Below are 25,535 nucleotides of genomic sequence, written 5' to 3' on the forward strand. Positions count from 1 at the left end.
ATAGATTGAAAAGGGCAGGAGCCGGCGCGCCGGTTCCTGCCTTTTTTGTTTTGGCCTCGTTTTCGCCGCTGGCGGATGCCCGGCCATTTCGCGATAATGCCTCCCCATGAACGCTCCGACGAACGATCCGCAACTCGAATCGCTAAAAGTCCCGCCGCATTCGATCGAGGCCGAGCAATCGGTCCTCGGCGGGCTGCTGCTGGACAACGCCGCCTGGGACCGCATTGCCGACTTCCTGTCCCAAAGCGACTTCTACCGGTACGATCACCGGATTATTTTCGAGCATATCGGCAAGCTGATCTCGACGACGCGGCCGGCCGACGTCGTGACGGTATACGAAGCGCTGACGACCTCGGGTAAGGCCGACGACGTCGGCGGCTTGGCCTATTTGAATGCGCTCGCTCAGAACACGCCGAGCGCGGCGAACATCCGGCGCTATGCGGAAATCGTCCGCGACCGCGCGGTGTTGCGGCGCTTGGTGTCGGTGGCCGACGAGATCTCGGCCGATGCGTTCAATCCGCAGGGCAAGGAAGTCCGGCAATTGCTGGACGAGGCCGAATCGAAGGTGTTTTCGATTGCCGAGGAAGGCGCGCGCGGCACCCAGGGTTTTCTAGAGATCGGGCCGCTGCTGACGGAAGTGGTCGAGCGCATCGATACCCTGTATCACACGGCCAATCCGAGCGACGTGACGGGTACGCCGACGGGGTTCGTCGATTTGGACCGGATGACGTCCGGTATGCACGGCGGCGAACTGATCATCGTGGCCGGACGCCCGTCGATGGGTAAAGCCCAGCCCCTGGATGCGCGAGTCAAGACGCTCACGGGCTGGAAGCGGATGGGCGACCTGGAGCTTGGCGACGCACTGGCGTCAGTCGATGGCGCCCCCTCGATGGTGACCGGCATCTACCCGCAGGGCGAGCGGCAAGTCTATCGCGTGACGTTCTCCGATGGACGCTCGGCCGAGTGTTGCGACGAGCACCTTTGGCGAGTTCACTATCGCGAGTGGGAACGGCCACGCGTCGTCGATACGGCGCAATTGCGTACGCTGCTGACGCGCGAGCGGTACCGAAATCGCCTATGGATCGACCTGCCGAGCGGCGATTTCGGTCACCGCGAAGCGCTGCCCGTGGACCCGTGGGTGCTCGGCGCGCTGTTGGGCGATGGAGCGATCGATGGAACGTCGGTGCGCTTTAGCGTCAAGGCCGACGAGACGCTTGCGCGGATGCGCGCGCGCGTCGGTGAGAGCCTTCAACTCGAGTATGCGGGGCAGTACGATTGGCGCATCAAAGGCCGCCCGGCCGCGGCAGGCACCCAGCGCCCCAGCGTAAACCCCATCAAGCAGGCGTTGGAGCTGCTTGATTTGTGGGGCTGCACGAGCTACGACAAATTCATCCCACGCGCCTACTTGGATGCCGCCAAAGAGGTGCGGCTCGATGTGTTGCGCGGTTTGCTCGATACCGACGGCTGGGTGGAGTCGTGGGGCACGGTGCGCTATTCGACCGCGAGCGCCCGGCTTGCGGCCGACGTGACGGAACTCGCGCGCTCGCTTGGCGGATGGTGCTCGGTATCCACGAAGAAGACATGGTGTGTGCGCGACGGCGTGAGGCAGGAAGGCGCGATCGCCTATCAATGCACGATCAGTCATCCGGACCCGCAAAGCCTGTTTCTATTCGAAGGCAAGCGCGAGCGGCTCGAGCGCGGGCGCACGCGGCGCAAGATGCCCGTCGTCGTCTCGATCGAACCGACGCGTCGGACCGAGACGCAATGCATTTCCGTATCGCATCCGACGCGGCTCTACGTCACGGACGATTACGTGGTGACGCACAACACCGCATTTTCGATGAACATCGGCGAATACGTCGCGGTGGAGTATGGATTGCCCGTCGCGGTGTTCTCGATGGAAATGCCGGGTACGCAGCTCGTGATGCGGATGCTGGGTTCGGTCGGTCGTCTCGATCAGCATCGGATGCGCACGGGCCGCCTGACCGACGAAGACTGGCCCAAGCTCACGCACGCTGTGCAGAAAATGAGCGAAGCCCAGTTGTTCATCGACGAAACGGGTGGCTTGAATCCGATGGAATTGCGCTCGCGCGCGCGACGCTTGGCGCGCCAGTGCGGCAAGCTGGGGCTCATCATCATCGATTACTTGCAGCTTATGTCGGGCTCGTCCTCGGGCGAGAATCGCGCGACGGAAATCTCCGAAATCTCGCGCTCGCTCAAGGGGCTCGCCAAGGAACTCGATGTGCCGGTGATTGCGCTCTCGCAGTTGAACCGGAGTTTGGAGCAGCGGCCGAACAAGCGGCCCGTGATGTCGGACTTGCGCGAATCGGGCGCTATCGAACAGGATGCCGACGTGATTCTGTTCATTTACCGGGACGAGGTCTACAACCCGGACAGCCCCGACAAGGGGACGGCCGAAATCATCATCGGCAAGCAGCGTAACGGCCCCATCGGCCCGGTTCGGCTCACGTTCCTCGGGCAGTACACCAAGTTCGATAACTTCGCCGGCCCGCAGACGTTCATGGGCGGCGAGTAATCCGGTGCCGCGGCGCCCGGTCGCGGCATTTCCTTTGCGTTGATGCTCCCAACCTCGCGGCCCCGCTCGGCAAGCCGCGGGGCACCGACGCACGACCGTGCGTCGGTATAAAAGCATTCAGTATGCTTTCGAAGGCGCTCGCCCATTTTGCCTCCCAAAAATACTAGATTTTCAGTATCTCCATTTTCTCCAGAAATACGAGGTTTTACAAAACGGCTTGCGATTTTCGGCTTTGTTTCTCGATCCGGTGTTTAAAACGCCTGCATTTTATTGGCGCTCTATGAATATGTTTGACTGCATTCATTAGCGTCGATATCTTTGATCCGCATTATCCATCGCCACGGGTTTCAGAGTGCTCTCGAGAAGCACTGGCTCGCATCTGCATTTTTCTAATGAGTTCCGGATCGAATTCGAAATCCACTTTCCCGAAGGAGAAAGAGATGAGTCGAGAAAAACTCAAGCCGTTGTTCAACATCTGGGTAAGGCTGCTTGTCGCGGTCCTTTTGATCGGTATGCACGCGCCGCAGGCGGCGGCATCCAACCCGCCGCCGTCGTCGGTCGGCGGCTACTCGGTCGTCAACGCCAATACGGTGGCGTTTAACGCGTCAGGCGGTGCATGGATCATTCTTCATTATGTAGTCGGTAACAATCCCCAGCTCAATGTCGCCATGACGATGTCGGGAACGAACGGCAGCTATTCGGTGACCGGCATTCCGGCAGGAACTGTCGTCAAATATTCGTTCACCGTGGGGCAGGCGGATGGTTCGGCTTTCGACACGACTTGGGCCCAGTTCACGATGGGTTCGACAACGCCGCCTCCGGGCCAAGGGTCGTTTCCATCGGCCGGAACGACGATCAACCTAGTCAACGGTACTAACGGCGCCTATCCGGACAGTCAAGTCTATTGGACGATCGTGGGCATGGACCCGGCGAACAACAATGCCTATGTCCATGTCAACTGTGCCGGCACACTCGTTCCGATGAGCGCCGCAGACGATTCCGAACAGACGAAGAACGGTATCGGCTATGCGAATTATTCGATTCCCTTGTCGCAATGCAACTCGGTGACGATTCCGCAAATTACATCGGCCCGGTTATATCTGAGCTTAGGCAGCACGATGTATTTGCAAGCGGTCGGCAACCCGGTAACAGGGTACACTGGTCCGAACATCGATAACCCAACCGATCCGAATATCGATGTGACGTTCGATTTCATCGAATTCGATATCAATAGCGCGAACTTCTTCGGCAACACCACGCGCGTCGATCAGTTCGGTTTCCCGCTCCAACTGCGATTGCAGGGACAAGGTGGGTACGATCAGACGGTGGGCGAGACGGAGAGCCGGGCGGCCTTGTTCCAGGAGTTCCAAGCGCAGGTGCCGGGGGCGTTCCAAGGGCTCGTGCACGCGCCTTATCGTATCGTTGCGCCGGGACACGGCGGCTTTAGCGCAGGCGGCCCTAACTCGACCTATCTGGACAGCTACATTCAATCGATCTGGAATCAATACACGACGCAAAGCCTGACCTTCACGGACGCGCAGGGCACGTTCACCGGGCATGTCGTCAATGGTCAGTTCCAGTTCACGGACGGACAGGGCACTTACTACGTCAACGCCATGCCGACCACCGGGGAGGTGCTGCTCGGCAACGGGGTGCTCAACGACGCGAGAAACGCGGCGCCGGGCGTCGCGACGGCAAAACAGTTGCAGATACAGGCGCAGTTGTGCGCGGCATTGAATCGGCACGTCGCCGAGAATCCCTCCTTATGGGGTACGGCCAGCGCTTTCTACGCGACGCAGCCGACCAACTCGTACTCGCAGTTTTGGCATGCTCACGCCATCAACAATCTGACGTACGGCTTCCCGTACGATGACGTGAGCGGATTCAGCTCGTCGCTGGTTGGCACCAATCCGACCATCGCGACGATCAGGATCGGGTGGTAACTGTCCGCTCGGACCGCACTGTAGCAACGAAGGCAGGGACCGCAATCGCCGTCCCTGCCTTGCGCGTCAATACGGATAGGCGCAGCCCGGCGTCGAGGGGTTGGTTGTCGTAAGCTGAGCCGTTCCGTTGAAATTACAGAAACTGGCATTTTGCCCATTATTCTGGAAGTAGCTGTTGATTGCATACGACGTATGCGCGTAGAGGTTATTGGGTGTGTAGCACGCGCCTCCCGGCTGCAAGGGACTGCAATCCGCGCCGGCGCCGCACGCATAGTCATAGTCACGTTGATATGCGGTGTCGGGCAGATTGGCGATCGCGACACACCAGATCGCGATGTCCGTCATCGATGCTCGCGCCTCAAGTGTTAATCCCGCTAGTCCCGCCATTGCGGCAACGACTACAGAGCCTAAACGAACGGCTGTGCGCGTATTCGGCATGTTTCTTCTCCATTCTCGATAAATGTCTCATCGGATCGATGCAGACATACCAAAGCCTAGTTCAGCTTTAGGCACGAAAACCTGCACGAATAGCAAGGAGCGCTCGCCGGAATCGGTATTTGCCGGATATTGGGAGGGCGAGGCGGCCTGCATCTTGCGCGCGCATTACGTCCGGGGGTGATCGGGCTTTCTCCGGCGCAAGCGGGCTGGTCTGTTGCTCGCATGCGCCGCGACCTGACGATGATCGTCGGCAGTGGGGCGCTTTCCGGTACACTGTGCGCCGTCACGAAAGTGTCACAGCCAGACGCGGCGTAACCTCTTACCCACGCATGAAATCCGCTCCTGCGCGCGCATGCGGCTCAGACGTCGGCGGCACGTTCCTTAACCGATTGATTTTATTATGGTTTGTTGACTCTATGTTTGGTCGATTCATGCCCACCGAGGGCAAGTTCTTTGAGATTTTCAACGAGCACGCGAAGTGCATCGTCTCGGCGAGCGAGGAGCTCGAGCGTCTGGTCGACAACCTGAGCGAAGCCGAGGTCCATAAGCAACGCGTGCAAGCCAACGAAAAGGCGGCCGACAAGCTCACGCACGAAACGATCGATCTGCTGCACAAAACCTTCATCACGCCGCTCGACCGGGACGAGATTCACAAGCTGATCACGACGATGGACGACATCCTCGATCTGATGGAGGATGTCGCCACGGCCGTCTCGCTGTACGACGTGCAGGCCATGACGTCGGAGGCGAGCCAGCTCGCGCATATCTGCACGCAAACGGCCAAGCACGTGCAAAAGGCCGTCAATATGCTCTCCGATATGAGCCAGGCGCGGCAAATCCTGACGGCCTGCGAAGAAATCGATCGTTTGGAATCGGAAGCCGATCGGGTGCTCCGTGCCGCGATGTCCAAGCTCTTCCGCGAGGAAGACAACGTCAAGACGCTGATCAAGCTCAAGGCCGTATACGAGTTGCTCGAGTCGATCACGGACAAGTGCGAGGATGTGGCGAACATCATCGAAGGCATCGTGTTGGAAAACGCGTAACGCGGGCGGACCACACCGATGCAATCGATTCAGATCGCCACTTGGGGCCTCGCGACGTTGATCGTCGTCGCGCTGGCCTTCGATTTCATGAACGGCTTTCACGACGCGGCCAATTCAATCGCCACCGTCGTCTCCACGGGCGTGCTCAAGCCGCAGCAGGCCGTGGCCTTCGCCGCGGCTTGCAACGTCATCGCTTACTTCATCTTCCACCTGAAGGTCGCACAGACGGTCGGCAAGGGTACGATCGATCCGAAGATCGTCGACCACTATGTGATTTTCGGGGCGCTGGCCGGGGCGATCGTCTGGAACATCCTGACCTGGCGTTTCGGTATTCCCGCGAGTTCGTCGCATGCGCTGATCGGCGGCCTCGTCGGCGCGGCGCTGGCCAAGTCCGGCTGGTGGGCGCTGAACATCGACGGCATTTTGAAAACCGTCGCGTTCATCTTCATCTCGCCGCTGCTCGGTTTCGTGCTCGGCTCGTTTTTCATGACCGCAGTGTCGTGGATCTATTTCCGAACGCCGCCAAGCAAGGTCGATCGGCGTTTCCGGCGCCTGCAGTTCCTTTCGGCCGGGCTCTATAGTCTCGGCCACGGCGGCAACGATGCGCAGAAAACGATCGGCATTATTTGGATGCTGCTGATTGCAACGGGCTATGCGTCGGCGACCGCCGATGCGCCGCCGGTATGGGTGATCGGCGCGTGCTATCTGTCGATGGGGCTCGGCACGTTGTTCGGTGGTTGGCGCATCGTGCGCACGATGGGGCAGAAGATCACGAAGCTCAAACCCGTCGGTGGTTTTTGCGCCGAAGCGGGCGGGGCCATCACGCTGTTTACTGCGTCGGCGATCGGTATCCCCGTGTCGACGACGCACACGATCACCGGCGCGATCGTCGGCGTCGGCGCCACGCGCAAGCTGTCGGCCGTGCGCTGGGGCGTTGCCGGCAGCATCGTCTGGGCATGGGTGTTGACGATCCCTGCCTCGGCGCTGCTCTCGGCGGCCGCTTGGTGGCTTGGGCGGCGCTTCCTATAGGTTGGTCCGCGTGGCGGCCCCGGGAGAGGGCCGCGATGCGGTTATTCGCCGTTGTTCGCGAAACGGGCGATCGGGTCGTCGCTGGTTGCGGTTGGCGCAGGTTGCACGGTCGGCATCGTTGAAGCGCGCATGACCTGCACATTGGGTTCGACAGGCATCGGCTGCACCGACACAGCGCCCGCTTGCCGCGCTTGTTGAGCGGCCTGGCGGGCGACCGGCGGAGGCGGTTCGAACGCATCGGCTGCCGCGTCGATCGCATCCTCGTTGCCCCTGGCCGCCACAGGCGCCGGCGAGGCGGCCGTCAATGGAGCAGACACCACGGGGGCGGGCGCGATTGCCGCCATGACCGGCGGCGGACTCGCAACCCCCACGGCAAGTTGCTTAGGCGCTTCAGCCGGCGCGTCGGGCGTCGCCGGTGAGCGTCGCGCCGCGAGTTCTGTCGGTGCGTCGAACGGCGACTTCGGCTTGACCGGCGCGGCCACGCGCCGAATCCCGTCGAATCGCTTCGCCCAATAGGGGTTGGTCAGATAGTCGAGCCGCACGGTGCCGCCCGTCGAAGGCGCGTTCACGAAGCGCAATTTCCCGACGTAGATCCCCACGTGCGAATGCGGCCGGCCCGTCGTATTGAAAAAGATGAGGTCGCCCGGGGCGATTTCGTCGGGCTCGATCGAGTCCCCGCGGCGGCTCATATCGACCGTCGTTCGCGGTAAATCGACATCGGCGGCGCGCGCGACGACATATCGCACGAGACCGCTACAGTCGAATCCGCTGTCGGGCGTGTTGCCGCCCCAGCGGTAGGGAATGCCGATGAGCCCCATCGCCTCGATGGAGATCTCTTCGCGGCCCGTGCTGTGATCGACGAATCGCGGGGCGCCGGGCGGCATGGTGCGCCAAGCGTTTTCCGCCGATGGGGCGCCGCTCGAGCGCACGGCCCTAGGCGGCGCGCTCGAGCACGCCGCCAACGACAGCACGACAAGAATGACAAGCCAAAATCTCATGAGCGATCAACCGTGGGCGCGCGATCCGAGGCCCCCTCAAGCCGACTCCTCGGCCGACGCTTCAGAGTCTGGAAACGGCCGGCACGCGCTATTGCGGCCGATAGTAGCCCTGCCGGCGGGGCTTCGGCAAGAATTCTTCATAATTTACTTGAAGTTTGGCGGCGATGCGTTGCAGTGTGCCGACATGGTGATTCAACCCCATAAAAGAAAACGCCCGGCAGAGCCGGGCGTTGCAGGTTATCGCGCCGAGACCCGCACGGTCTCGGCGGCGCATCAGAGGATGTCGGAGGCGTAATCGGCCAGCCGCGAGCGCTCGCCGCGCGCGAGGGTGACATGCCCGCTATGCGTCCAGCCCTTGAAGCGATCGACGACGTAAGTGAGCCCCGAACTGCCTTCGGTCAAGTAGGGCGTATCGATCTGCGCGATATTGCCGAGACAGACGATCTTCGTGCCCGGGCCCGCGCGCGTGACGAGCGTCTTCATTTGCTTGGGCGTCAGGTTCTGCGCTTCGTCGATGATGAGGTACTTGTCGACGAAGGTCCGCCCGCGCATGAAGTTCATGCTCTTGATCTTCAAGCGTGAGCGAATCAGTTCCTGCGTGGCGGCGCGGCCCCATTCGCCGGCGCTATCTTCGGTCCGTTGCAATACTTCGAGGTTGTCGTCGAATGCGCCCATCCAAGGCTGCATCTTCTCCTCCTCGGTTCCGGGCAAGAAGCCGATATCCTCGCCGACGGGCACCGTGGCCCGTGTGACGATGATCTCGTTGTAGCGCTTTTCATCCAGTACTTGGGCGAGGCCCGCCGCCAACGCGACGAGCGTCTTGCCCGTACCGGCTTGGCCGAGCAGCGTCACGAAGTCGATGTCGGGGTTCATCAAGAGATTCAACGCGAAGTTCTGCTCGCGATTGCGCGCGGTGATACCCCAGACGTTGTTCTTGTGATGACTGTAGTCGCGCAGGGTCTGCAGGACGGCGGTCTTGCCGTTCAGCTCGCGTACGATCGCCTGGAACGGCGGCTCGCCCGTTTGCGGTTCGAGATAGACGAATTCGTTGACGAGCAGCGACGGACACAGCGGGCCGGTCACGCGGTAATACGTCGTGCCCGTCTTATTGTCCTGCCAGCTTTCCATGCCCTTGGCATGTTTCGTCCAGAAGTCTTGGGGCAGGGCGCGCACGCCCGAGAACAGCAAATCCTTGTCCTCGAGCACCTGGTCGTTGAAGTAGTCTTCCGCGGGCAGGCCGAGCGCGTGCGCCTTGATCCGCATGTTGATGTCTTTCGACACCAGCACGACTTGGCGATCTTGCCGATCGCGCTGCAAGGCGCGCACGACACCGAGAATCTGATTGTCGGCCTTGCCCTGCGGCAGCCCCTCGACCGGTTCGATATCGGCGAGCTTCGTCTGGAAATACAGCCGTCCGAGCGCTTCGCGGCTGCCGAGTCCCGCGAGCGGCAACCCTTCCGCGATCAAGCCGGCGTTCGCGACGAGCGCGTCGAGCGTGCGGCTGACTTGGCGCGCGTTACGCGCAACTTCGGACATCCCCTTCTTGTGGTTGTCGAGTTCCTCGAGCGTCATCATCGGCAGATAGACGTCGTGTTCCTCGAAACGGAAGAGGCAGGTCGGATCGTGCATCAGCACGTTCGTATCGAGCACGAACAGCTTGCGCAATTCGGTTTCGACCGCGGCGGCTTTGGTCGAGCGCGGCTTGGCGGCGCCGCGGGCGGCACCCGTGGGCGAGACCGGTTCCGTCACGGCCGCCGGTTCTTGCTTGCGTGCATGCGCGGGAACGGGAGCCGATGCGGGGGGCGCCACGGGCGTTGCCGGTTGCAGCAGCGCGGCGGTTTGCTTCGGTTTGCGGCCACGGGCGGTGGGAGCGGGCTCGGCGGCGGCCGGCGAAGGCTGTAGCGCGCGCACGGTTGCGCCCGCGTTGGCAGCCGCGCCCATCGGGGCGGCGACATGGGTGGTCGCGCCGTACTCGGCCGCTTCGGTTTGCTCCCCCATGGTCCCCTGTTTTTTGGCGCCTCGCGCCGGCCTGGCTTTGGCCTTGAATTCATCGGGCGGCAACAGACTGCCGAGCTTGCTGGGCGGGGTAGGCAAAGGCATGGTTTCCCTCAAAGAATCGGGTCGCATCTCATACGCCGCCGAATACTCGGCCCCGGGTTACGTGGGCCAGGATTCGCGCAGCGCGTTTCAGGTTTCGGTTCGCCGGTTCGCCTAGATTTCGATCAGCTCCTTCGCAAGAGACCGGCGGCCGGCCAATGGCGAGGCCGCCGAAAAACAAAAAAGCCGCCGCTCCTGTTGCGATGGAGCAAGCGGCTCGGTTTCGAGCATCGCGCGGCGCCTGATGCATGAAACGTCGACCTGATCGACGGCGCACAAGCGGACAAGACGAAGTGAACGGGAACTCATTGCAACGCAATATAACGCGCGTCAAAGTGCTTGTACAGCCTCCAGCGTCTCATCGACGTGCCCCGGGACTTTCACGCCGCGCCATTCGCGCCGCAAGACGCCGTCGGCATCGATCAGAAACGTCGAGCGCTCGATGCCGCGCACTTCCTTGCCATACATCTTTTTCATTTTGATGACGCCGAACAGTGTGCACAGCGCTTCGTCGGCGTCCGAAATCAACGGAAACGGCAGCTCCAGCTTGGCTTTGAAGTTCTCGTGCGAACGCAGGCTGTCGCGCGACACGCCGACGATCTCCGCACCGGCCTTCTTGAACTTCGGATACAAGTCGCGAAACTGCAAACCCTCTGTCGTGCAGCCCGGTGTGTTGTCTTTCGGATAGAAGTACAAGACGAGCTTCTTGCCGCGCAAGCCGGACAGCGTGAAATCGCCGCCCGTCGCGGGGGCCGAAAAATCGGGGACGGGTTGGTCGACTGCAATGGGCACGTGGTTCTCCTGTTTTTATCGCGCAAATGGTCGAATGGGCCGATACGAGCGCCGGCCGGGAAAGCCTTAATCGGGCTGAACGATGAGCTCGCCCGAACGCCCCGGTATCGCACCCCAGGTGACAGGGTACGATGGCAACTCACCGAGGTCCAGCGCGGCATGGTAGTCGCCCATCGTCGCGAACGTATGGCCCTGGGCGTGCCAGCCCGCCAGCAACCGCTCGAAGATCGGGGCAAGCTTCTGGCCTTCGAGCTCAGCATGCAGCGTGAAGACTTGGTCGCTCGGGCTGTGCGCCGTCGAGGCAAGCAGGCGCTCGGCGACATTCGATTCGTCGCAGCCGTCCACGCCGATCAATTCGTCCAGCGTCGGCAGCGTGGTGGGCAACTGGACGTGCTCGAGCGTCTTGCCGCCTACGACGGGCCGGTAAGGCGAGTGGCCGCGGCCGTCGGATGCGTAGCGCATGCCCCAGGCATCGATCTGCTCGAATGCGTGGTCGTTCATCTGCCAGCCGGCCGAGCCGTGCGTCGCGGGCGGCGCACCGAAGATCTCCACGAAGCGCCCGTAACTTTTTTGCATTTCGCCCGCGGTCCAGGCTTGTCCGCGCGAACGAACGTTATCCTGCCAATACACGTGATCCCAGGTATGGATGCCGCACTCGAAACCGGCTTCGTGGATCGCGCGCATCTCGGCCGCCGCACGCCGGCCGATGTCGGGGCCGGGCAGCAGCACGCCGTACATCAATTGCTTGATGCCGTAGTGCTCGAGCACCGAGGTGCGAGAGACCTTCTTCAAGAAGCCGGGCCGCAGGACGCGGCGCAGGGCCCAGCCCGTGTGATCCGGGCCGAGACTGAACAGGAACGTCGCGCGCGCCTTGAAGCGATCGAGCATGCGCGCGAGGTTGGGTACCCCCTCGCGCGTGCCGCGCAGCGTGTCGACGTCGATTTTAAGAACGATACGTGGCAAAGGCGGTCCTTCCCAAGCGGGGCGGCTGCGCGGCGAGGCCGCGATTACTGCTGCTCGACGAGGGCGCGCGCATCGGCCACATGGCCGCGATACGCTTCGAAAATCTTGCGCAACGCGTCGTCGAACGTCGCTTTCGGCGCCCAGTTCAATTCCGTCATCGTGTTCTCGATCTTCGGCACGCGGTTTTGGACGTCTTGATAACCCTGGCCGTAGTAGGCGCCCGAGGACGTCTCGACGAGATTCACGGCCTTGGCCGATTCCGCGTATTCGGGGTATTCCGCCGCGAGCGCGAGCATCTTGTGCGCAAGCTCGCGCACCGAGAAGTTGTTCGTCGGATTGCCGATGTTGTAGATCTTGCCCGAGGCAATGCCGTTCGGGTTTTCGATGATCTTCATCAGCGCGCTGATGCCGTCGTCGATGTCCGTGAACGCGCGCTTTTGCGAGCCGCCGTCGACGAGGCTGATGTTCTCGCCGCGCACGATGTGGCCAAGAAACTGCGTTACCACGCGCGAGCTGCCTTCCTTCGGCGTGTAGATCGAATCGAGGCCCGGCCCGATCCAGTTGAACGGGCGGAACAGCGTGAAGTTCAGGCCTTCTTGCATGCCGTAGCCCCAAATCACGCGGTCCATCAATTGCTTGGAGCACGCGTAAATCCAGCGCGGCTTGTTGATCGGGCCGTACGTGAGCGGCGATGCTTCGGGGTCGAACTCTTCGTCGGCGCACATGCCGTAGACTTCCGACGTCGACGGAAACACGAGGTGCTTACGATATTTGACGGCCGAGCGCACGATCGGCAGATTCGCCTCGAAGTCGAGTTCGAACACGCGCAGCGGCTGCTGCACGTAGGTGGCGGGCGTCGCGATCGCCACGAGCGGCAAGATCACGTCGCACTTTTTCACGTGATATTCCACCCATTCCTTGTTGATCGTGATGTCGCCTTCGAAGAAGTGCATCCGCTCGTGCTGCGTCAGATCGCCGAGGCGGTCCGTCTGCATATCCATGCCGAACACTTCCCAATCGGTCGTCTCGAGGATGCGCTTGGACAAATGATGGCCGATGAAGCCATTGACGCCGAGAATCAGGACTTTCTTGGCGGAACGTTCGGTTTTGACGGAATTCATGGGTGGCGGGAACGATAAGTGAGCTGGGCGAACTGCGCAGGCGTCACGACGGTTTCTTCCCCGTCGCGCTGGTGCCGCAGCTCGGAAATGACGATGGCGCGCGCGTCGCCGCACACGCCGAAACACGTATTATCGCTTACGTGCAGACCGGGGGGCAAATCGGCCAATCCGGCCTTGGCGATCGCGTCGATAGGGGCCAGCCTAGCGCGCGCGATCACGAAGCGCTCGCCGGCGATCTCGGTGAACGCGCCGGGATAGGGCGGCGCGACCGCGCGGATCAAGTTATAGACTTCGCCGGCGGGCTTGGACCAGTCGATGCGTCCGTCCTCGGGCTTGCGCCCGCCGAAGTAGCTGCCGCGCGCCAAGTCGTTCGGCAGATGCGGCGCTTCGCCGGCCAACAATGCCGGCAACACGCGCCAAAGCGTCTGCTCGGCGGCAACCGTCACCTTGTCGAACACTTCCTGCGCCGTGTCGTCGGGCAGGATCGGCACGCTCGTTTGCGCGACGATGGCGCCGGCGTCGGGTTTGGCCGCCATCTCGTGCAACGTCGCTCCAGTCTCGGTTTCGCCGTTGAGCACCGCCCAATTGGTCGGCACGCGGCCCCGATACTTGGGCAGCAGCGAGCCGTGCATGTTGTAGGCGCCGCGCGGCGCAAGCGCCAGCAGGTCGGCGGGCAACATGTGCCGGTAGTAGAACGAGAAAATGAAATCGGGCCGCGCGCGCGCGACGGCCTCGCGCAATGGCGGCCCGGCCGGATCGGCGGGCGTAATCGTCTCGATGCCGTGCTCGGCGGCGACTTGCGCGACGCTGCCGAACCAAATGCGCTCGGCCGGATTGTCTTCGTGCGTGACCACCAGCGCGACGTCGACGCCCCGCGCGAGCAGCACGCGCAGGCAGCGCACGCCGACGTTGTGATAGGCGAAGACGACGGCGCGCGGTTTCATCGGTCGCGCTCCGGTGCGCTCGTTTGCGGCGCGACGGCGGCACCCGTCACGTTCGTCACATTCGCCGTGCTCGGCACCTGAGCGGCGGCGGGCAGATCGCCGGGACGCCCTTCAAGGATCGTCTGCACGAGATAGCGCGGCCGCGCGCGTACTTGCTGGTAGATGCGGCCGATATATTCGCCGAGCAGCCCCAGCGCGAAAATGATCACACCGAGCATGAAGAACGTAATGGCGAACAGCGTAAACACGCCCTGAACTTCGGCGCCGATCACGAAGCGCCGCACCACCAGCAGCAGGAACAAGCCGGCCGAACCCATCGACAAGATCACGCCGATGAACGACAGCCATTGCAGCGGCACGACGGAAAAGCCCGTCACGAGGTCGAAATTCAGCCGAATAAGGCTATAGAGCGAGTACTTCGATTCGCCCGCGAAGCGCTCCTCGTGCGCGACGTCGACCTCGATCGGGTTTTGCGCGAACGTATAGGCGAGGGCGGGGATGAACGTATTGACTTCGCCGCAGCGGTTGATCGTATCGATGATCTGACGGCTATACGCGCGCAGCATGCACCCTTGGTCGGTCATCTTGATGTGCGTGATGCGCTCGCGCAGCCGGTTCATCGCGCGCGAGGCCTTGCGGCGCCAGAGCGTGTCTTGGCGCTGCATGCGGATCGAGCCGACGTAGTCGTAGCCTTCGCGCATCTTCGCCACGAGCTTGCCGATCTCCTCGGGCGGATTTTGCAAGTCGGCATCGAGCGTCAGGACGATTTCGCCGCGCGACGCCTCGAAGCCCGCGAGGATCGCCATATGCTGGCCGTAGTTACCGTTGAGCAGGACGACGCGCGTCGTATCGGGACGCGCGCGGAATTGCTCGGCGAGCAGTGCGGCGGATTTGTCGCGGCTACCGTCGTTGATGAAGATGACTTCGTAGCTGGTCCCCAAGGCATCGAGGGCCGGGTACAGGCGTGCATAGAGCGCGCGCAATCCCTCTTCCTCGTTGTAGACGGGGATGACGACCGTGACTTCCGGTCGTGCCGGCCGGTGTTCCGTATAACTCATGTCCGCTTATTTCCCAAATTGTTCGCAGATCTCGTTGACGGCGCCGCATACGCGGGCCACGTCGCGCTCGGTCATCAGCGTGAACAGCGGCAGCGTGACCGTCGTCGCGCCGAAGCGCTCGGCATGCGGGAACATGCCGGGCGCGAAGCCGCGCGCGCGGTAGAGCGAGAAAAGATGAATCGGCGGGTAATGCACGCCCGTGCCGATCCGGTAATCGTCATGCAGCTTCTGCATGAAGCTCGCGCGGTCGATCGTCAGGCGTTCCAGCGGCAATGTGATCTGGAACATGTGCCAGTTGCCGTTCTCGAATTCGGCGAGCGGCAGCCCAACGCCGAGCGAGCGCGCCGCGCCGCCTTCGAACCCCTGGAAGTAGGCCCGCGCGAGCGCCTTGCGTTGCGCCTGAAAGCGTTCGATATGCGCGAGCTGGCCCAGGCCGACGCGCGCCGCCACGTCGGTGAGATTGTACTTGCCGCCGAGCAGGTCGCAGTCCATGCCGTCGTAGCCCTTGCGCGTGATGCCTTGCAGCCGGTATTTGCGCGCGAGTTCGGCTTCCTCTTCGTTGTTGAGCACGAGCGCGCCGCCCTCGATCGAGGTCAGGTTCTTGTTCGGGTGGAAACTGAACGAGACGATGTCGCCTAGCTTGCCGATGCGCTCGCCGCGCCAGGTGGAGCCGAACGCTTGCGCAGCATCTTCGATCACGCGCAGCTTGTAGGCGCGCGCGATGTCGTAAAGGCGATCCATGTCGACGGGCAACCCGGCCAGATAAACGGGCATGATTGCTTTCGTGCGCGGCGTGATCGCCTTCTCGAGCAGATTTAAATCGATATTGCGCGTGAGCGGGTCGATATCGACGAAAACGGGCGTCGCGCCCACTTCGAGAATCACGTTCGCCGTCGCCACCCACGATGCCGGGCTCGTGATGACTTCATCGCCCGGTCCCACGCCGGCGATACGCAATCCGACCTCGAGCGTGGCCGTGCCCGAATTGAACGTGCGAACGGGCCGGCCGCCGCAAAACGCGGAAAGCTGCGCTTCGAAGGCCTGGTTTTGCGGACCCGTCGTAATCCAGCCCGAACGCAGCACGTCGGCCACGCCGGCAATCGTTTCCTCGTCGATCTCGGGGCGCACGAAGGGCAGGAATGAAAGGGAGTCTTGGGTCATGGGCTTGGCTCGAGTATCGAAGTGTTGTGTCGTTCTGAGGTTCTCGTGGCGCTCGCCGGGGCGAGCGGTGCTTTCAATGCGTCTATCGCGGCGGCTCAACTGCGTGCCAAAACGAGCACGCCGACCAAGATGATGCCGATGCCGACGAGTCGCTGCAGGCTCAAGACCTCGCCGAACAAATACCAGGCCGCGAATGCGTTGACCACGTATCCGAGCGAGAGCATCGGATAGGCGATCGAAACGTCGACGCGCGACAGGCCGACGATCCAGACGACCACGCTGATCACGTAACAGGCAAGGCCGCCGATGATCGGCAATTGGGTCGCGAGCTTGAAGCCGATCGGCAGAATATTCGCACGGGTGAATTCGAAGTGTCCAACGGCGTTCACGCCGGCCTTGAGCAGCAACTGCGCGCAGGCGTTGAGCGTCACGCCCGCCAAAATGCAAAAGAGGGAAATGGGATTCATCGATGAAAAGGCAAGCGGTGCCGGCGGATGCGGCGGTCAGGGTTTCTCGACGACGACGCGCCGCGCATCGCTTGCGATGACGCGCATCGGAACATGCGCTTCGGCGAGGTCGCGGTAACGATCGGGTTTCATCTCGGCGAGGGCCGGGCCGCCGGCGTTCCAGCGGGCGATCCATTCGTCGATCGTCGGCACCCACTTCGACGGCTCTTGCGTGACCCCGAACGTCAACTCATCGGGGCTGGCGACCATGATCATCGTATGGCCGACGTAGAACGGCAGCGTATGGTCTAGCATGGCGACCGAGTAAAACGGCGTGCCGGCCGGCAGGCGAGCCAGTTCCGCCTTGATGGCCGGTGCGAGCAGCGCGCCCGAGCTTTGGCGTCCGAATACTTCATGGCCCGCCCCGGCGATCGTGCAGAGCATCACCCAGGCGGCGCCGAATACGACCGCCGACGGCAGCACGCCGCGCTCGGGGCGTTTGAGCACGGCGAGCGCCGCGAGGGTCATGACGAAGGCTACGCCGAGCGCGGCGAAGACCCAGATCTGGAAATCGCGATAAAGCCCGTTCGGCGTACGGGCATCGCCGAGGCGCGCAATGAAGACGGCGCCGATCGCGCCCGCGACGAGAAACCCGGCGTAACCGACGAGATGGCGGCGCCAAGCCTGGCGCGAGACGTGCGGCAAGTAAGCGCCGATGATGAGCGCAAGGGCCGGTGCGACCGGCAGCACATACGATACTAGCTTGGAGTGCGAGGCGCTGAAGAACAGGAAGATCAACGCGCTCCAGACGACGAGCAATTTGCCCGGCGCAAACCCGTTCAATTGCCGCGGCTGGGCCAGCGCGTGACGAATGCTGCGCCAGCCGAGCGGCAGCCAGGGCAAGAAGCCCACGAGCAGCACCCAGACGAAGTAGTACACGGGGCCGGGGCGGTGCTGATCCGGAGTCAGGTATCGATCGAACTGCTGAACGATGAAGAAGAAGTTGAAGAATTCGGGATTGCGCTGTTGTACGAAGACGAACCAAGGCGTCGCGATCGCGAAAAAGACGGCCAGTCCGCTCGGCAGATAGAGGCGCTTCCAAAGCGCCCAATCGCGCTGAATCAGCGAATAGGCGACGAGCACCATGCCCGGCAGCAATACGCCGATGAGTCCCTTGGACAGCACGGCCAGGGCCATCGCCGCCCAGCATAGCCACATCCACCGGCGCGCCTCGCGCGCGCCGACGCCGACGCGCTGCGCGAGCAGCATCGCGCACAGCGTGACCTCCATCCAAAACGAGAGGCCCATGTCGAGCGTATTGAAATGCCCCATCAACTGCCAATACGGCGCGCTCGCGAGGACGAGCGCCGCGGCGAAACCGGCCGCCGGGTTCACGAGCCTAGCCGCCGTATAACCGGCGACGAGCACGCCCGCGAAGCCGGTCAAGGCCGTGTAAAGCCGCGCTTGCCATTCGCCGATGCCGAACCAGGCGAACGTCAGCGCATTGAACCAAGTTTGCAGCGGCGGTTTCTCGAAATACTTGTAGCCGTTGTACCGGGGCGTGATCCAATCGCCGGTCAGCAGCATCTCGCGCGCCATTTCGGCGTACCGGCCCTCGTCGCTCGGCACGAGGTGCCGCCAGCCGAGGGGAACGAACCAAACGAGCGCGAGCGCGACGATCAGCAACACGACCGTGAGCCGGCTGGCGGGCCGGTAGGTGGCCGCGGCGCCCGGCGGCGGCGTGCTATTGGCTGCGGCTGCGCTGTCGGCGGGGGAGAATCGTTGAAACGGCATAGGGCGGCGTTCGGGAGGTCTATCGATATTCGCTTGCCGCGCGGCTGGCCGGCTCGCGCGCGTTCATTGCTCGATGAGCAGGGCGGCCGCGACGCGCCGGCCTTCGGCCATCAGAATGTTGTAGGTACGGCACGCGGCCATGAAATCCATGGTCTCGACGCCGACCCGCCGGGCGGCGAGCGCCGCGGTGAGCCGCGGGTGCGGGAAGCGCAGGCGCGCGCCGCTGCCGAACACGACCAGCTCGGGCGTCTGCGCGAGCAAGAGCTCGAAATGTTCGGGGCCGAGCGCGTCGAACGACGCGACCGGCCAAGGCTGCACCGGCGTGTCGGGCAACAGCAAGATGCTGCTTTCGTGACGCACGAGATTGACGTCGACGTAATGGGCGCCGTAGCCGGTCACCGTATTGAGCGCGCCGCTCGAGTCCTGGTGTAATTTCAAATTTCTTTCCGTGGTTCCGTCGGCCGGAGCATGACCGCTCGCGACCTCATCGAGGCCGAAAGGGGGCTTTCGCTAGAATGGTGCATTGCGAAAGTCGGCCGAAATCCGCTAAATTATAACTTTTTAGCCGCCCCGCGGCGCCCAGCATCGTGCACGCGCGCGAGCGCATCCCATCCGCCGCCCCCCCGTGCGCGCCATAAGCGCGCCGTCAACCGGGCGAACGAGCCGCGCGCGCTTCATTCGGCGAACCGCCGCCACATGGGCGCAGCAATGCCTTGCGCGCATGGAAACGCGCGCGCTTCCCGTCTTTCGGCTCTCCCCAGGAACTGTGTCCGCCGTGAAACCGATTCTTAAATCGAACAAGCTGCTCAACGTCTGCTACGACATCCGCGGGCCCGTGCTTGAACACGCCAAGCGTCTCGAGGAAGAGGGGCATCGCGTGATCAAGCTGAACATCGGCAACTTGGCCCCGTTCGGATTCGACGCGCCCGACGAAATCATTCAGGACATGATCCGTAATTTGTCGGCGTCGTCCGGCTATTCGGATTCGAAAGGGGTATTCGCCGCGCGCAAGGCGATCATGCATTACTCCCAGCAAAAGGGGGTGGCCGGCGTCGAACTCGACGATATCTACATCGGCAACGGGGCGTCCGAGCTGATCGTCATGGCGATGCAGGGCTTGCTCAACGACGGCGACGAAGTTCTGCTGCCGGCGCCCGACTATCCGCTGTGGACCGCGGCAGTCAGTCTATCGAGCGGCACGCCCGTGCACTATTTGTGCGACGAATCGAACGCGTGGATGCCCGATCTCGACGATCTGCGCTCGAAAATCACGCCGCGCACGCGCGCGCTCGTCGTCATCAATCCGAACAACCCGACCGGCGCGCTGTATTCGGACGAGTTGCTGCTCGATTTGCTCGACATCGCCCGCCAGCACGGGCTCATCGTCTTCGCCGACGAGGTGTACGACAAGATCGTCTATGACGGCAAGAAGCACACGGCGCTCGGGGCGTTGTCCGAGGACGTCGTCACCGTCACGTTCAACAGCCTGTCCAAGAGCTATCGCTCGTGCGGCTATCGCGCGGGCTGGATGTATATCTCGGGGTTGACCGGTGAAAACCGACGCCGGGGCAAGGATTACTTCGAAGGTCTCGGCATCCTCGCCTCGATGCGGCTGTGTCCGAACGTGCCCGGACAGTACGCGATCCAGACGGCGCTCGGCGGCTATCAGAGCATCAACGAACTGATCGGGCCGAGCGGGCGGCTATCGCGCCAGCGGCAGGTCGCCTACGAGATGCTCAACGCGATTCCCGGCGTGAGCTGCGTCAAGCCCGAAGCGGCGCTCTATATGTTCCCGCGGCTGGATCCGGAGATTTATCCGATCAAGGACGACCAGCAATTCATTCTCGATCTGCTGCTCGAGGAGCGCGTGCTGCTCGTGCAGGGCAGCGGCTTCAATTGGCCGCGGCCCGATCACTTCCGCGTCGTGTTCCTGCCGAACGTGGACGATTTGACCGACTCGATCAACCGCATCGGGCGCTTTCTCGAAGGCTATCGCAAGCGGCACGGCACCTAGCCGGCGCTGGCGGGGGGGCGGCTGGGTGCCGGCCCCGCGCTTTCCCTCTTCAATGAATCATTAACTAGAAAACGCTGCATGGAACCGATCAAAGTTGGCTTGCTGGGCTTCGGCACGGTGGGCAGCGGCACCTTCACGGTGCTGCGCCGCAATCAGGAAGAAATCAAACGCCGCGCCGGCCGTGGGATCGAGATCACGCGCATCGCCGTGCGCAATCCGGCCAAGGCGCTCGCCGCGCTCGGCGAGGCCGCCAGCACGGTCCAGCTCGGCAGCGATTTCAACGCCGTCATCGACGATCCGGCGATCGACATCGTGGCGGAGATGATCGGCGGCACGGGTATCGCGCGCGAACTCGTGCTGCGGGCGATCTCGAAAGGCAAACACGTCGTCACGGCCAACAAGGCCTTGCTCGCCGTGCACGGCACGGAAATTTTCGCGGCGGCGCGCACCCAAGGCGTGATGGTGGCGTTCGAGGCGGCGGTCGCGGGCGGTATCCCGATCATCAAAGCGCTGCGCGAGGGGCTCACGGCCAACCGGATTCAATCGATCGCCGGCATCATCAACGGCACGACGAACTACATTCTTTCCGAGATGCGCGAACGCGGTCTCGATTTCGCCACGGCGCTGGCCGGCGCGCAGGCGCTCGGCTATGCGGAGGCCGACCCGACGTTCGACATCGAAGGCGTGGACGCGGCGCACAAGCTCACGATCATGAGCGCGATCGCATTCGGCATTCCGATGCAGTTCGATCGCGCGTACGTGGAAGGCATCAGCAAACTCGCCGCGATCGATATCAAATACGCCGAGGATCTCGGCTATCGCATCAAGTTGCTCGGTATCACGCGCCGCACGGAGCGCGGCATCGAGTTGCGCGTGCATCCGACGCTGATTTCGGCGAAGCGGTTGCTCGCGAGCGTCGAGGGCGCGATGAACGCCGTGGAAGTGCATGGCGACGCCGTCGGCACGACGCTCTATTACGGCAAGGGCGCGGGCGCCGAGCCGACCGCCTCGGCCGTCGTGGCCGATCTCGTGGACGTGACGCGCTTGCATACGGCCGATCCCGGCCATCGCGTGCCGCACCTCGCGTTCCAGCCGCAAAGCCTGGCCGATACGCCGGTGTTGCCGATCGATGACGTGACGAGCGGTTACTACCTGCGTTTGCGCGTGGCCGACGTAACGGGCGTGCTGGCCGATATCACGCGCATCCTGGCCGACGCGGGCATTTCGATCGACGCCTTGCTGCAAAAAGAAGCGGAGCAGGTCGCGGACAACGGCGAGACCGACGTCGTGATCATCACGCACGACACGCTCGAGAAGAACGTGAATGCGGCGATCGCGCGCATCGAAGCGCTTTCGACCGTCGTCTCGAACGTTACCAAGTTGCGGATCGAAGCCCACGGCTAAGTCCCACACAGAAATCGATTGATCGAGTTGAACATGAACTACATTTCCACGCGCGGCGCCGGTATCGGTGAGCGCCATACGTTCTCCGACATCTTGCTCACCGGGCTCGCCAAGGACGGTGGCTTGTATTTGCCGGCCCAGTATCCGCGCGTGACGCCAGAGGAACTCGCGCGTTGGCGCGCGTTGCCGTATGCCGATCTCGCCTTCGAGGTGCTTAGCAAGTTCTGCGACGACATCGCCGCCGACGATCTGCGCGCGTTGACGCGCCGCACGTATCGCGCCGACGTCTACAGCAACGTGCGAGCGGGCGAGGATGCGGGCGAAATCACGCCGCTTACGCTGCTCGGTGTCGAACACGGCGCGCCGTTGTCGCTGCTGGCGTTGTCGAACGGGCCGACGCTTGCGTTCAAGGACATGGCGATGCAGTTGCTCGGCAACCTGTTCGAGTACACGCTCGCCAAAAACGGGCAAAGGCTCAATATTCTCGGCGCGACGTCCGGCGATACGGGCAGTGCCGCGGAATATGCGATGCGCGGCAAGGCTGGGATTCGCGTATTCATGCTCTCGCCGCACCGGAAGATGAGTGCGTTTCAGACCGCGCAGATGTACAGCCTGCAGGAGCCGAACATTTTCAATTTGGCGGTCGAAGGCGTATTCGACGATTGCCAGGACATCGTCAAGGCCGTCTCCAACGATCACGCGTTCAAGGCGCGCCACAAGATCGGCACGGTTAACTCGATCAACTGGGCTCGCGTCGTCGCTCAAGTGGTCTATTACTTCAAGGGCTACTTCGCCGCGACGAAGTCGAACGACGAACGGGTGTCGTTCACGGTACCCTCGGGCAATTTCGGCAACGTCTGCGCCGGCCATATCGCCCGCATGATGGGATTGCCAATCGAGAAACTGGTCGTGGCCACGAACGAAAACGACGTGCTTGACGAGTTTTTCCGCACGGGCGTCTATCGCGTTCGCGGCGCCGCGCAGACTTACCACACTACGAGCCCGAGCATGGACATCTCCAAGGCGTCCAATTTCGAGCGCTTCGTGTTCGATCTGCTGGGCCGGGATCCGGCGCGCGTCCTGCAACTGTTCCGCGACGTCGAGGAAAAGGGCGGCTTCGACCTCGCCGCGAGCGGAGATTTCGCGCGAGTGCGGCAATTCGGCTTCGTGTCGGGGCGCAGTACGCACGACGACCGCGTCGCGGCGATTCGCGACGTCGATGCGCGCTACGGCCAAGTCATCGATACGCATACGGCCGACGGCCTCAAGGTGGCGCGCGAGCACTTGGATCCGGGCGTGCCGATGATCGTGCTGGAGACGGCGCAGCCGATCAAGTTCGGCGAGACGATTCGCGAAGCGCTCGGCCGCGATCCGCAGCGGCCCGCGGCGTTCGAGGGGCTCGAATCGCTGCCGCAACGCTTCGACGTACTGCCGGCGGATGCGGCGCGCGTCAAAACGTTTATCGCCGAGCATACGGGCGATTGACGGGCCGAGGGGGGATACGGCCCCGGTGATGAGTCATGACCACCCGGCGGCCGCCCGCGTGGGCGGCCCGCGGCACGGCTTATGTCGCATAAGCCGATGCCTCGCTACAATAAGGGCTTTCGCAGCGAGAACCGCTTGCCGATGTCCACCCCCGCTCATCCGACGCCCCGCGCACGGCTTCTCTCGACGGCCGAGGCACTCGCGACGTTGTTGGCCTCCGCCACGCCGATTACCGATACCGAATTGGTCCCGACGCTCGACGCGCTCGGCCGGGTACTCGGCGCCGACGTCGTGTCCGAACTCGACGTCCCACCCACGAACACCAGCATGATGGATGGCTACGCGGTGCGCGTGGCCGATCTGTTGCAAGGCGATCGCCGCCTCCCGATCTCGCAACGCGTGCCGGCCGGCCATCGACCCGAGCCGCTGGCGGCGGGCACGGCCGCGCGGATTTTTACGGGCGCGCCGATCCCGCCGGGGGCGGATGCCGTCGTCATGCAAGAGCAGACGGAAACGGACGGCGATGCCGTCGCGATTTTGCACACGCCGAAGGCCGGCGAATGGATCACCGCGCAGGGCGCCGACATCCGGCGCAGCGCCGTCATCTTGCCCGCCGGGACGCGGCTTTCGCCGCAAGCGCTCGGCTTGGCGGCCTCGATCGGGGCCGCGCGGCTCGAGGTCGTGCGCCGCTTGAAGGTCGCGGTGTTTTTCACCGGCGATGAACTGACGATGCCCGGCGAGCCGCTGCAACCGGGCGGCATCTACAACTCCAACCGATTCACGTTGCGCGCGCTGCTGACACGCTTGAATTGCGACGTGACCGATCTCGGCATCGTGCCCGACCGGTTGGATGCCACATGCGATGCGCTGGCCGCGGCGGCGCGCGAGCACGACCTGATTCTGACCTCGGGCGGCGTATCGGTCGGCGAGGAAGACCATGTGAAGCCCGCGGTTCAATCGCAGGGCCGGCTCGCACTCTGGCAGATCGCGATGAAACCGGGCAAGCCGCTCGCGTTCGGCGCGGTGCGTCGAGGCGTCGGCGCCGGTGCCGGCGCCTCCGGACGCGGCGAAGCGCATTTCATCGGGTTGCCCGGCAACCCCGTCTCCAGCTTCGTCACGTTTTTGTTGTTCGTGCGGCCGTTCTTGCTGCGTTTGGCCGGCGTGCGCGACGTCGAGCCGCGCGCCATTTCGCTGCGGGCCGATTTCACGCAGGCCAAGGCCGATCGCCGCAACGAGTTCTTGCGCGCGCGCGTGAACGCCGCCGGCGGGCTTGAACTCTTCCCGAATCAGAGCTCGGCGGTGCTGACCTCGACGGTTTGGGGGGACGGGTTGATCGACAATCCGCCTAATCACGCGATCAGCGCCGGCGAGACGGTGCGGTTTCTCCCTTTTTCCGAATTGCTCGGCTGAGGGCGCGTTTGCGCAGGCCAGTCCCACACGGTGTCCACAATGAAAATCGAGCTCAAATATTTTGCGAGCGTGCGCGAGGCGGTCGGACTTGCCGGGGAAGCGGTGACCGTGCCGGAAGGCGTCGCGACCGTCGGCGACGTGCGGGCCTGGCTGCGCACGCGCGGCGGCGCGTGGGCCGAGGCACTGGCCGAAGGCCGGGCTTTACGCATGGCCTGCAACCACACGATGACGGACGCCGGCGCGCGGCTGACGGACGGGTGCGAAGTCGCGTTCTTTCCGCCCGTGACGGGTGGCTGAGACGGCTAGACGACGAACCGGGAGCGTGATGCGATGACTGTGCGTGTGCAGACGGAAGACTTCGATTTATCGGCGGAAATCGCAGCGCTGCGGGCCGAAAATCCCAAGATCGGGGCCGTGGTGGCGTTCATCGGCACGGTACGCGACCTTAACGAAGGGGATAGCGTCGAGGCGATGGAACTCGAGCATTACCCCGGCATGACCGAGAAAGCGCTCGAGGGGATTGAACAGGAAGCGAAACGGCGTTGGCCGGGCTCGGAACTGCTGATCGTGCATCGAGTGGGCAAGCTGTTGCCGCGCGACCAAATTGTGTTGGCGGCGGCGACCTCCGCGCACCGGCACGACGCGTTCGATGCGTGCTCGTTCGTGATGGATTACCTGAAGACGCAGGCGCCGTTCTGGAAGAAGGAAACGACGCCGAACGGCGCCCGCTGGGTGGACGCCCGCGTGACCGACGATGTCGCGCTCGCTCGATGGGGGATTGCGGGGACCAACGCGGCGCAGAACGATGCGCCGGAGCATTGAATGTCGGGCCGCTCATCGGCCAACGCGCGACACGGCG

At 63.2% G+C, this 25,535-nt stretch carries 22 protein-coding genes; 10 read left to right on the top strand and 12 right to left on the bottom strand.

Features of this window, described 5'->3' with window-relative positions:
* Positions 1-106 precede the first annotated feature (106 nt).
* Both dnaB and DXT59_RS07895 read left to right on the top strand, forming a co-directional pair.
* Positions 107-2,536 (top strand): replicative DNA helicase, encoded by a 2,430-nt coding sequence (gene dnaB, locus DXT59_RS07890; RefSeq protein ID WP_116136355.1) that lies wholly within the window; start codon positions 107-109, stop codon positions 2,534-2,536.
* A 440-nt stretch (positions 2,537-2,976) separates the two neighbouring features.
* Positions 2,977-4,479 (top strand): glycoside hydrolase family 64 protein, encoded by a 1,503-nt coding sequence (locus tag DXT59_RS07895; protein WP_240324441.1) that lies wholly within the window; start codon positions 2,977-2,979, stop codon positions 4,477-4,479.
* A gap of 66 nt (positions 4,480-4,545) precedes the next feature.
* Here DXT59_RS07895 and DXT59_RS07900 read toward each other — a convergent pair whose 3' ends face one another.
* Complete coding sequence (locus DXT59_RS07900) at positions 4,546-4,917, bottom strand: carbohydrate-binding X8 domain-containing protein (RefSeq protein WP_116136356.1); 372 nt, start codon at positions 4,915-4,917, stop codon at positions 4,546-4,548.
* Between the two features lie 416 nt (positions 4,918-5,333).
* On the opposite strand from DXT59_RS07900, the gene DXT59_RS07905 reads away from it, so the two are divergent.
* Complete coding sequence (locus DXT59_RS07905) at positions 5,334-5,960, top strand: DUF47 domain-containing protein (RefSeq protein ID WP_116136357.1); 627 nt, start codon at positions 5,334-5,336, stop codon at positions 5,958-5,960.
* Between the two features lie 18 nt (positions 5,961-5,978).
* Entirely contained in the window at positions 5,979-6,989 is a 1,011-nt protein-coding gene (locus DXT59_RS07910; RefSeq protein WP_116136358.1) for an inorganic phosphate transporter, read from the top strand.
* 41 nt (positions 6,990-7,030) lie between these two features.
* Here the strand turns inward: DXT59_RS07910 and DXT59_RS07915 are convergent, their stop codons facing one another.
* From DXT59_RS07915 to DXT59_RS07970, 11 genes are all read right to left on the bottom strand, one after another.
* Positions 7,031-7,987, bottom strand: a complete 957-nt coding sequence (locus tag DXT59_RS07915; RefSeq protein ID WP_116136359.1) for a C40 family peptidase — start codon at positions 7,985-7,987, stop codon at positions 7,031-7,033.
* Between the two features lie 273 nt (positions 7,988-8,260).
* Entirely contained in the window at positions 8,261-10,087 is a 1,827-nt protein-coding gene (locus DXT59_RS07925) for a PhoH family protein (protein ID WP_116136361.1), read from the bottom strand.
* A 327-nt stretch (positions 10,088-10,414) separates the two neighbouring features.
* Positions 10,415-10,876, bottom strand: a complete 462-nt coding sequence (locus DXT59_RS07930; RefSeq protein WP_116136362.1) for a peroxiredoxin — start codon at positions 10,874-10,876, stop codon at positions 10,415-10,417.
* Positions 10,877-10,942: 66 nt separating this feature from the next.
* On the bottom strand, positions 10,943-11,839 hold the full coding sequence (locus DXT59_RS07935) for a polysaccharide deacetylase family protein (RefSeq protein WP_116136363.1): 897 nt from the start codon (positions 11,837-11,839) through the stop codon (positions 10,943-10,945).
* Positions 11,840-11,883: 44 nt separating this feature from the next.
* Positions 11,884-12,960, bottom strand: coding sequence for a bifunctional UDP-4-keto-pentose/UDP-xylose synthase (locus DXT59_RS07940; protein ID WP_116136364.1), 1,077 nt, complete (start codon positions 12,958-12,960; stop codon positions 11,884-11,886).
* Positions 12,957-13,904, bottom strand: coding sequence for a formyltransferase (locus DXT59_RS07945; RefSeq protein ID WP_116136365.1), 948 nt, complete (start codon positions 13,902-13,904; stop codon positions 12,957-12,959). Before DXT59_RS07945 ends, DXT59_RS07940 begins: the two co-directional genes overlap by 4 nt.
* The gene (locus DXT59_RS07950) at positions 13,901-14,962 is read right to left on the bottom strand and encodes a glycosyltransferase (RefSeq protein WP_240324442.1); all 1,062 of its coding nucleotides are present in this window, start codon (positions 14,960-14,962) and stop codon (positions 13,901-13,903) included. Before DXT59_RS07950 ends, DXT59_RS07945 begins: the two co-directional genes overlap by 4 nt.
* A 6-nt stretch (positions 14,963-14,968) precedes the next feature.
* Complete coding sequence (locus tag DXT59_RS07955; protein ID WP_116136366.1) at positions 14,969-16,123, bottom strand: DegT/DnrJ/EryC1/StrS family aminotransferase; 1,155 nt, start codon at positions 16,121-16,123, stop codon at positions 14,969-14,971.
* A 95-nt stretch (positions 16,124-16,218) separates the two neighbouring features.
* A complete protein-coding gene (locus DXT59_RS07960; protein ID WP_116136367.1) occupies positions 16,219-16,590 on the bottom strand; it encodes an SMR family transporter in 372 nt (123 codons plus the stop codon).
* 36 nt (positions 16,591-16,626) lie between these two features.
* The gene (locus DXT59_RS07965) at positions 16,627-18,363 is read right to left on the bottom strand and encodes a glycosyltransferase family 39 protein (protein ID WP_116136368.1); all 1,737 of its coding nucleotides are present in this window, start codon (positions 18,361-18,363) and stop codon (positions 16,627-16,629) included.
* A 63-nt stretch (positions 18,364-18,426) separates the two neighbouring features.
* Positions 18,427-18,801, bottom strand: a complete 375-nt coding sequence (locus DXT59_RS07970) for an Mth938-like domain-containing protein (protein WP_116136369.1) — start codon at positions 18,799-18,801, stop codon at positions 18,427-18,429.
* 328 nt (positions 18,802-19,129) lie between these two features.
* On the opposite strand from DXT59_RS07970, the gene DXT59_RS07975 reads away from it, so the two are divergent.
* The 6 genes from DXT59_RS07975 to moaE all read left to right on the top strand — a co-directional run bounded on the left by DXT59_RS07975 (position 19,130) and on the right by moaE (position 25,498).
* The gene (locus tag DXT59_RS07975) at positions 19,130-20,377 is read left to right on the top strand and encodes a pyridoxal phosphate-dependent aminotransferase (RefSeq protein WP_116136395.1); all 1,248 of its coding nucleotides are present in this window, start codon (positions 19,130-19,132) and stop codon (positions 20,375-20,377) included.
* A gap of 78 nt (positions 20,378-20,455) precedes the next feature.
* Positions 20,456-21,781 (top strand): homoserine dehydrogenase, encoded by a 1,326-nt coding sequence (locus tag DXT59_RS07980; RefSeq protein WP_116136370.1) that lies wholly within the window; start codon positions 20,456-20,458, stop codon positions 21,779-21,781.
* 33 nt (positions 21,782-21,814) lie between these two features.
* Positions 21,815-23,266, top strand: a complete 1,452-nt coding sequence (gene thrC, locus DXT59_RS07985; RefSeq protein WP_116136396.1) for a threonine synthase — start codon at positions 21,815-21,817, stop codon at positions 23,264-23,266.
* A gap of 141 nt (positions 23,267-23,407) precedes the next feature.
* The gene (locus DXT59_RS07990; RefSeq protein ID WP_116136397.1) at positions 23,408-24,676 is read left to right on the top strand and encodes a molybdopterin molybdotransferase MoeA; all 1,269 of its coding nucleotides are present in this window, start codon (positions 23,408-23,410) and stop codon (positions 24,674-24,676) included.
* Positions 24,677-24,715: 39 nt separating this feature from the next.
* A complete protein-coding gene (moaD, locus tag DXT59_RS07995; protein WP_116136371.1) occupies positions 24,716-24,973 on the top strand; it encodes a molybdopterin converting factor subunit 1 in 258 nt (85 codons plus the stop codon).
* A 33-nt stretch (positions 24,974-25,006) separates the two neighbouring features.
* Positions 25,007-25,498 carry a molybdopterin synthase catalytic subunit MoaE gene (moaE, locus tag DXT59_RS08000; RefSeq protein WP_116136372.1) on the top strand — a complete coding sequence of 164 codons (492 nt, stop codon included), beginning with the start codon at positions 25,007-25,009 and terminating at the stop codon, positions 25,496-25,498.
* The last annotated feature ends 37 nt before the right edge of the window (positions 25,499-25,535 follow it).

The sequence above is a fragment of the Trinickia diaoshuihuensis genome (assembly GCF_003390925.1).
Lineage (GTDB): Bacteria > Pseudomonadota > Gammaproteobacteria > Burkholderiales > Burkholderiaceae > Trinickia > Trinickia diaoshuihuensis.

Excerpts from the sequence above, each read along its gene's own strand:
- DXT59_RS07990 (WP_116136397.1), top strand. The coding sequence starts at position 23,408 with ATGTCCACCCCCGCTCATCCGACGCCCCGCGCACGGCTTCTCTCGACG.
- DXT59_RS07960 (WP_116136367.1), bottom strand. The coding sequence starts at position 16,590 with ATGAATCCCATTTCCCTCTTTTGCATTTTGGCGGGCGTGACGCTCAAC.
- DXT59_RS07905 (WP_116136357.1), top strand. The coding sequence starts at position 5,334 with ATGTTTGGTCGATTCATGCCCACCGAGGGCAAGTTCTTTGAGATTTTC.
- thrC (WP_116136396.1), top strand. The coding sequence starts at position 21,815 with ATGAACTACATTTCCACGCGCGGCGCCGGTATCGGTGAGCGCCATACG.
- DXT59_RS07980 (WP_116136370.1), top strand. The coding sequence starts at position 20,456 with ATGGAACCGATCAAAGTTGGCTTGCTGGGCTTCGGCACGGTGGGCAGC.
- DXT59_RS07955 (WP_116136366.1), bottom strand. The coding sequence starts at position 16,123 with ATGACCCAAGACTCCCTTTCATTCCTGCCCTTCGTGCGCCCCGAGATC.
- DXT59_RS07910 (WP_116136358.1), top strand. The coding sequence starts at position 5,979 with ATGCAATCGATTCAGATCGCCACTTGGGGCCTCGCGACGTTGATCGTC.
- moaD (WP_116136371.1), top strand. The coding sequence starts at position 24,716 with ATGAAAATCGAGCTCAAATATTTTGCGAGCGTGCGCGAGGCGGTCGGA.
- DXT59_RS07950 (WP_240324442.1), bottom strand. The coding sequence starts at position 14,962 with ATGAGTTATACGGAACACCGGCCGGCACGACCGGAAGTCACGGTCGTC.
- DXT59_RS07895 (WP_240324441.1), top strand. The coding sequence starts at position 2,977 with ATGAGTCGAGAAAAACTCAAGCCGTTGTTCAACATCTGGGTAAGGCTG.
- DXT59_RS07915 (WP_116136359.1), bottom strand. The coding sequence starts at position 7,987 with ATGAGATTTTGGCTTGTCATTCTTGTCGTGCTGTCGTTGGCGGCGTGC.
- dnaB (WP_116136355.1), top strand. The coding sequence starts at position 107 with ATGAACGCTCCGACGAACGATCCGCAACTCGAATCGCTAAAAGTCCCG.
- DXT59_RS07925 (WP_116136361.1), bottom strand. The coding sequence starts at position 10,087 with ATGCCTTTGCCTACCCCGCCCAGCAAGCTCGGCAGTCTGTTGCCGCCC.
- DXT59_RS07900 (WP_116136356.1), bottom strand. The coding sequence starts at position 4,917 with ATGCCGAATACGCGCACAGCCGTTCGTTTAGGCTCTGTAGTCGTTGCC.
- DXT59_RS07940 (WP_116136364.1), bottom strand. The coding sequence starts at position 12,960 with ATGAATTCCGTCAAAACCGAACGTTCCGCCAAGAAAGTCCTGATTCTC.
- moaE (WP_116136372.1), top strand. The coding sequence starts at position 25,007 with ATGACTGTGCGTGTGCAGACGGAAGACTTCGATTTATCGGCGGAAATC.
- DXT59_RS07965 (WP_116136368.1), bottom strand. The coding sequence starts at position 18,363 with ATGCCGTTTCAACGATTCTCCCCCGCCGACAGCGCAGCCGCAGCCAAT.
- DXT59_RS07945 (WP_116136365.1), bottom strand. The coding sequence starts at position 13,904 with ATGAAACCGCGCGCCGTCGTCTTCGCCTATCACAACGTCGGCGTGCGC.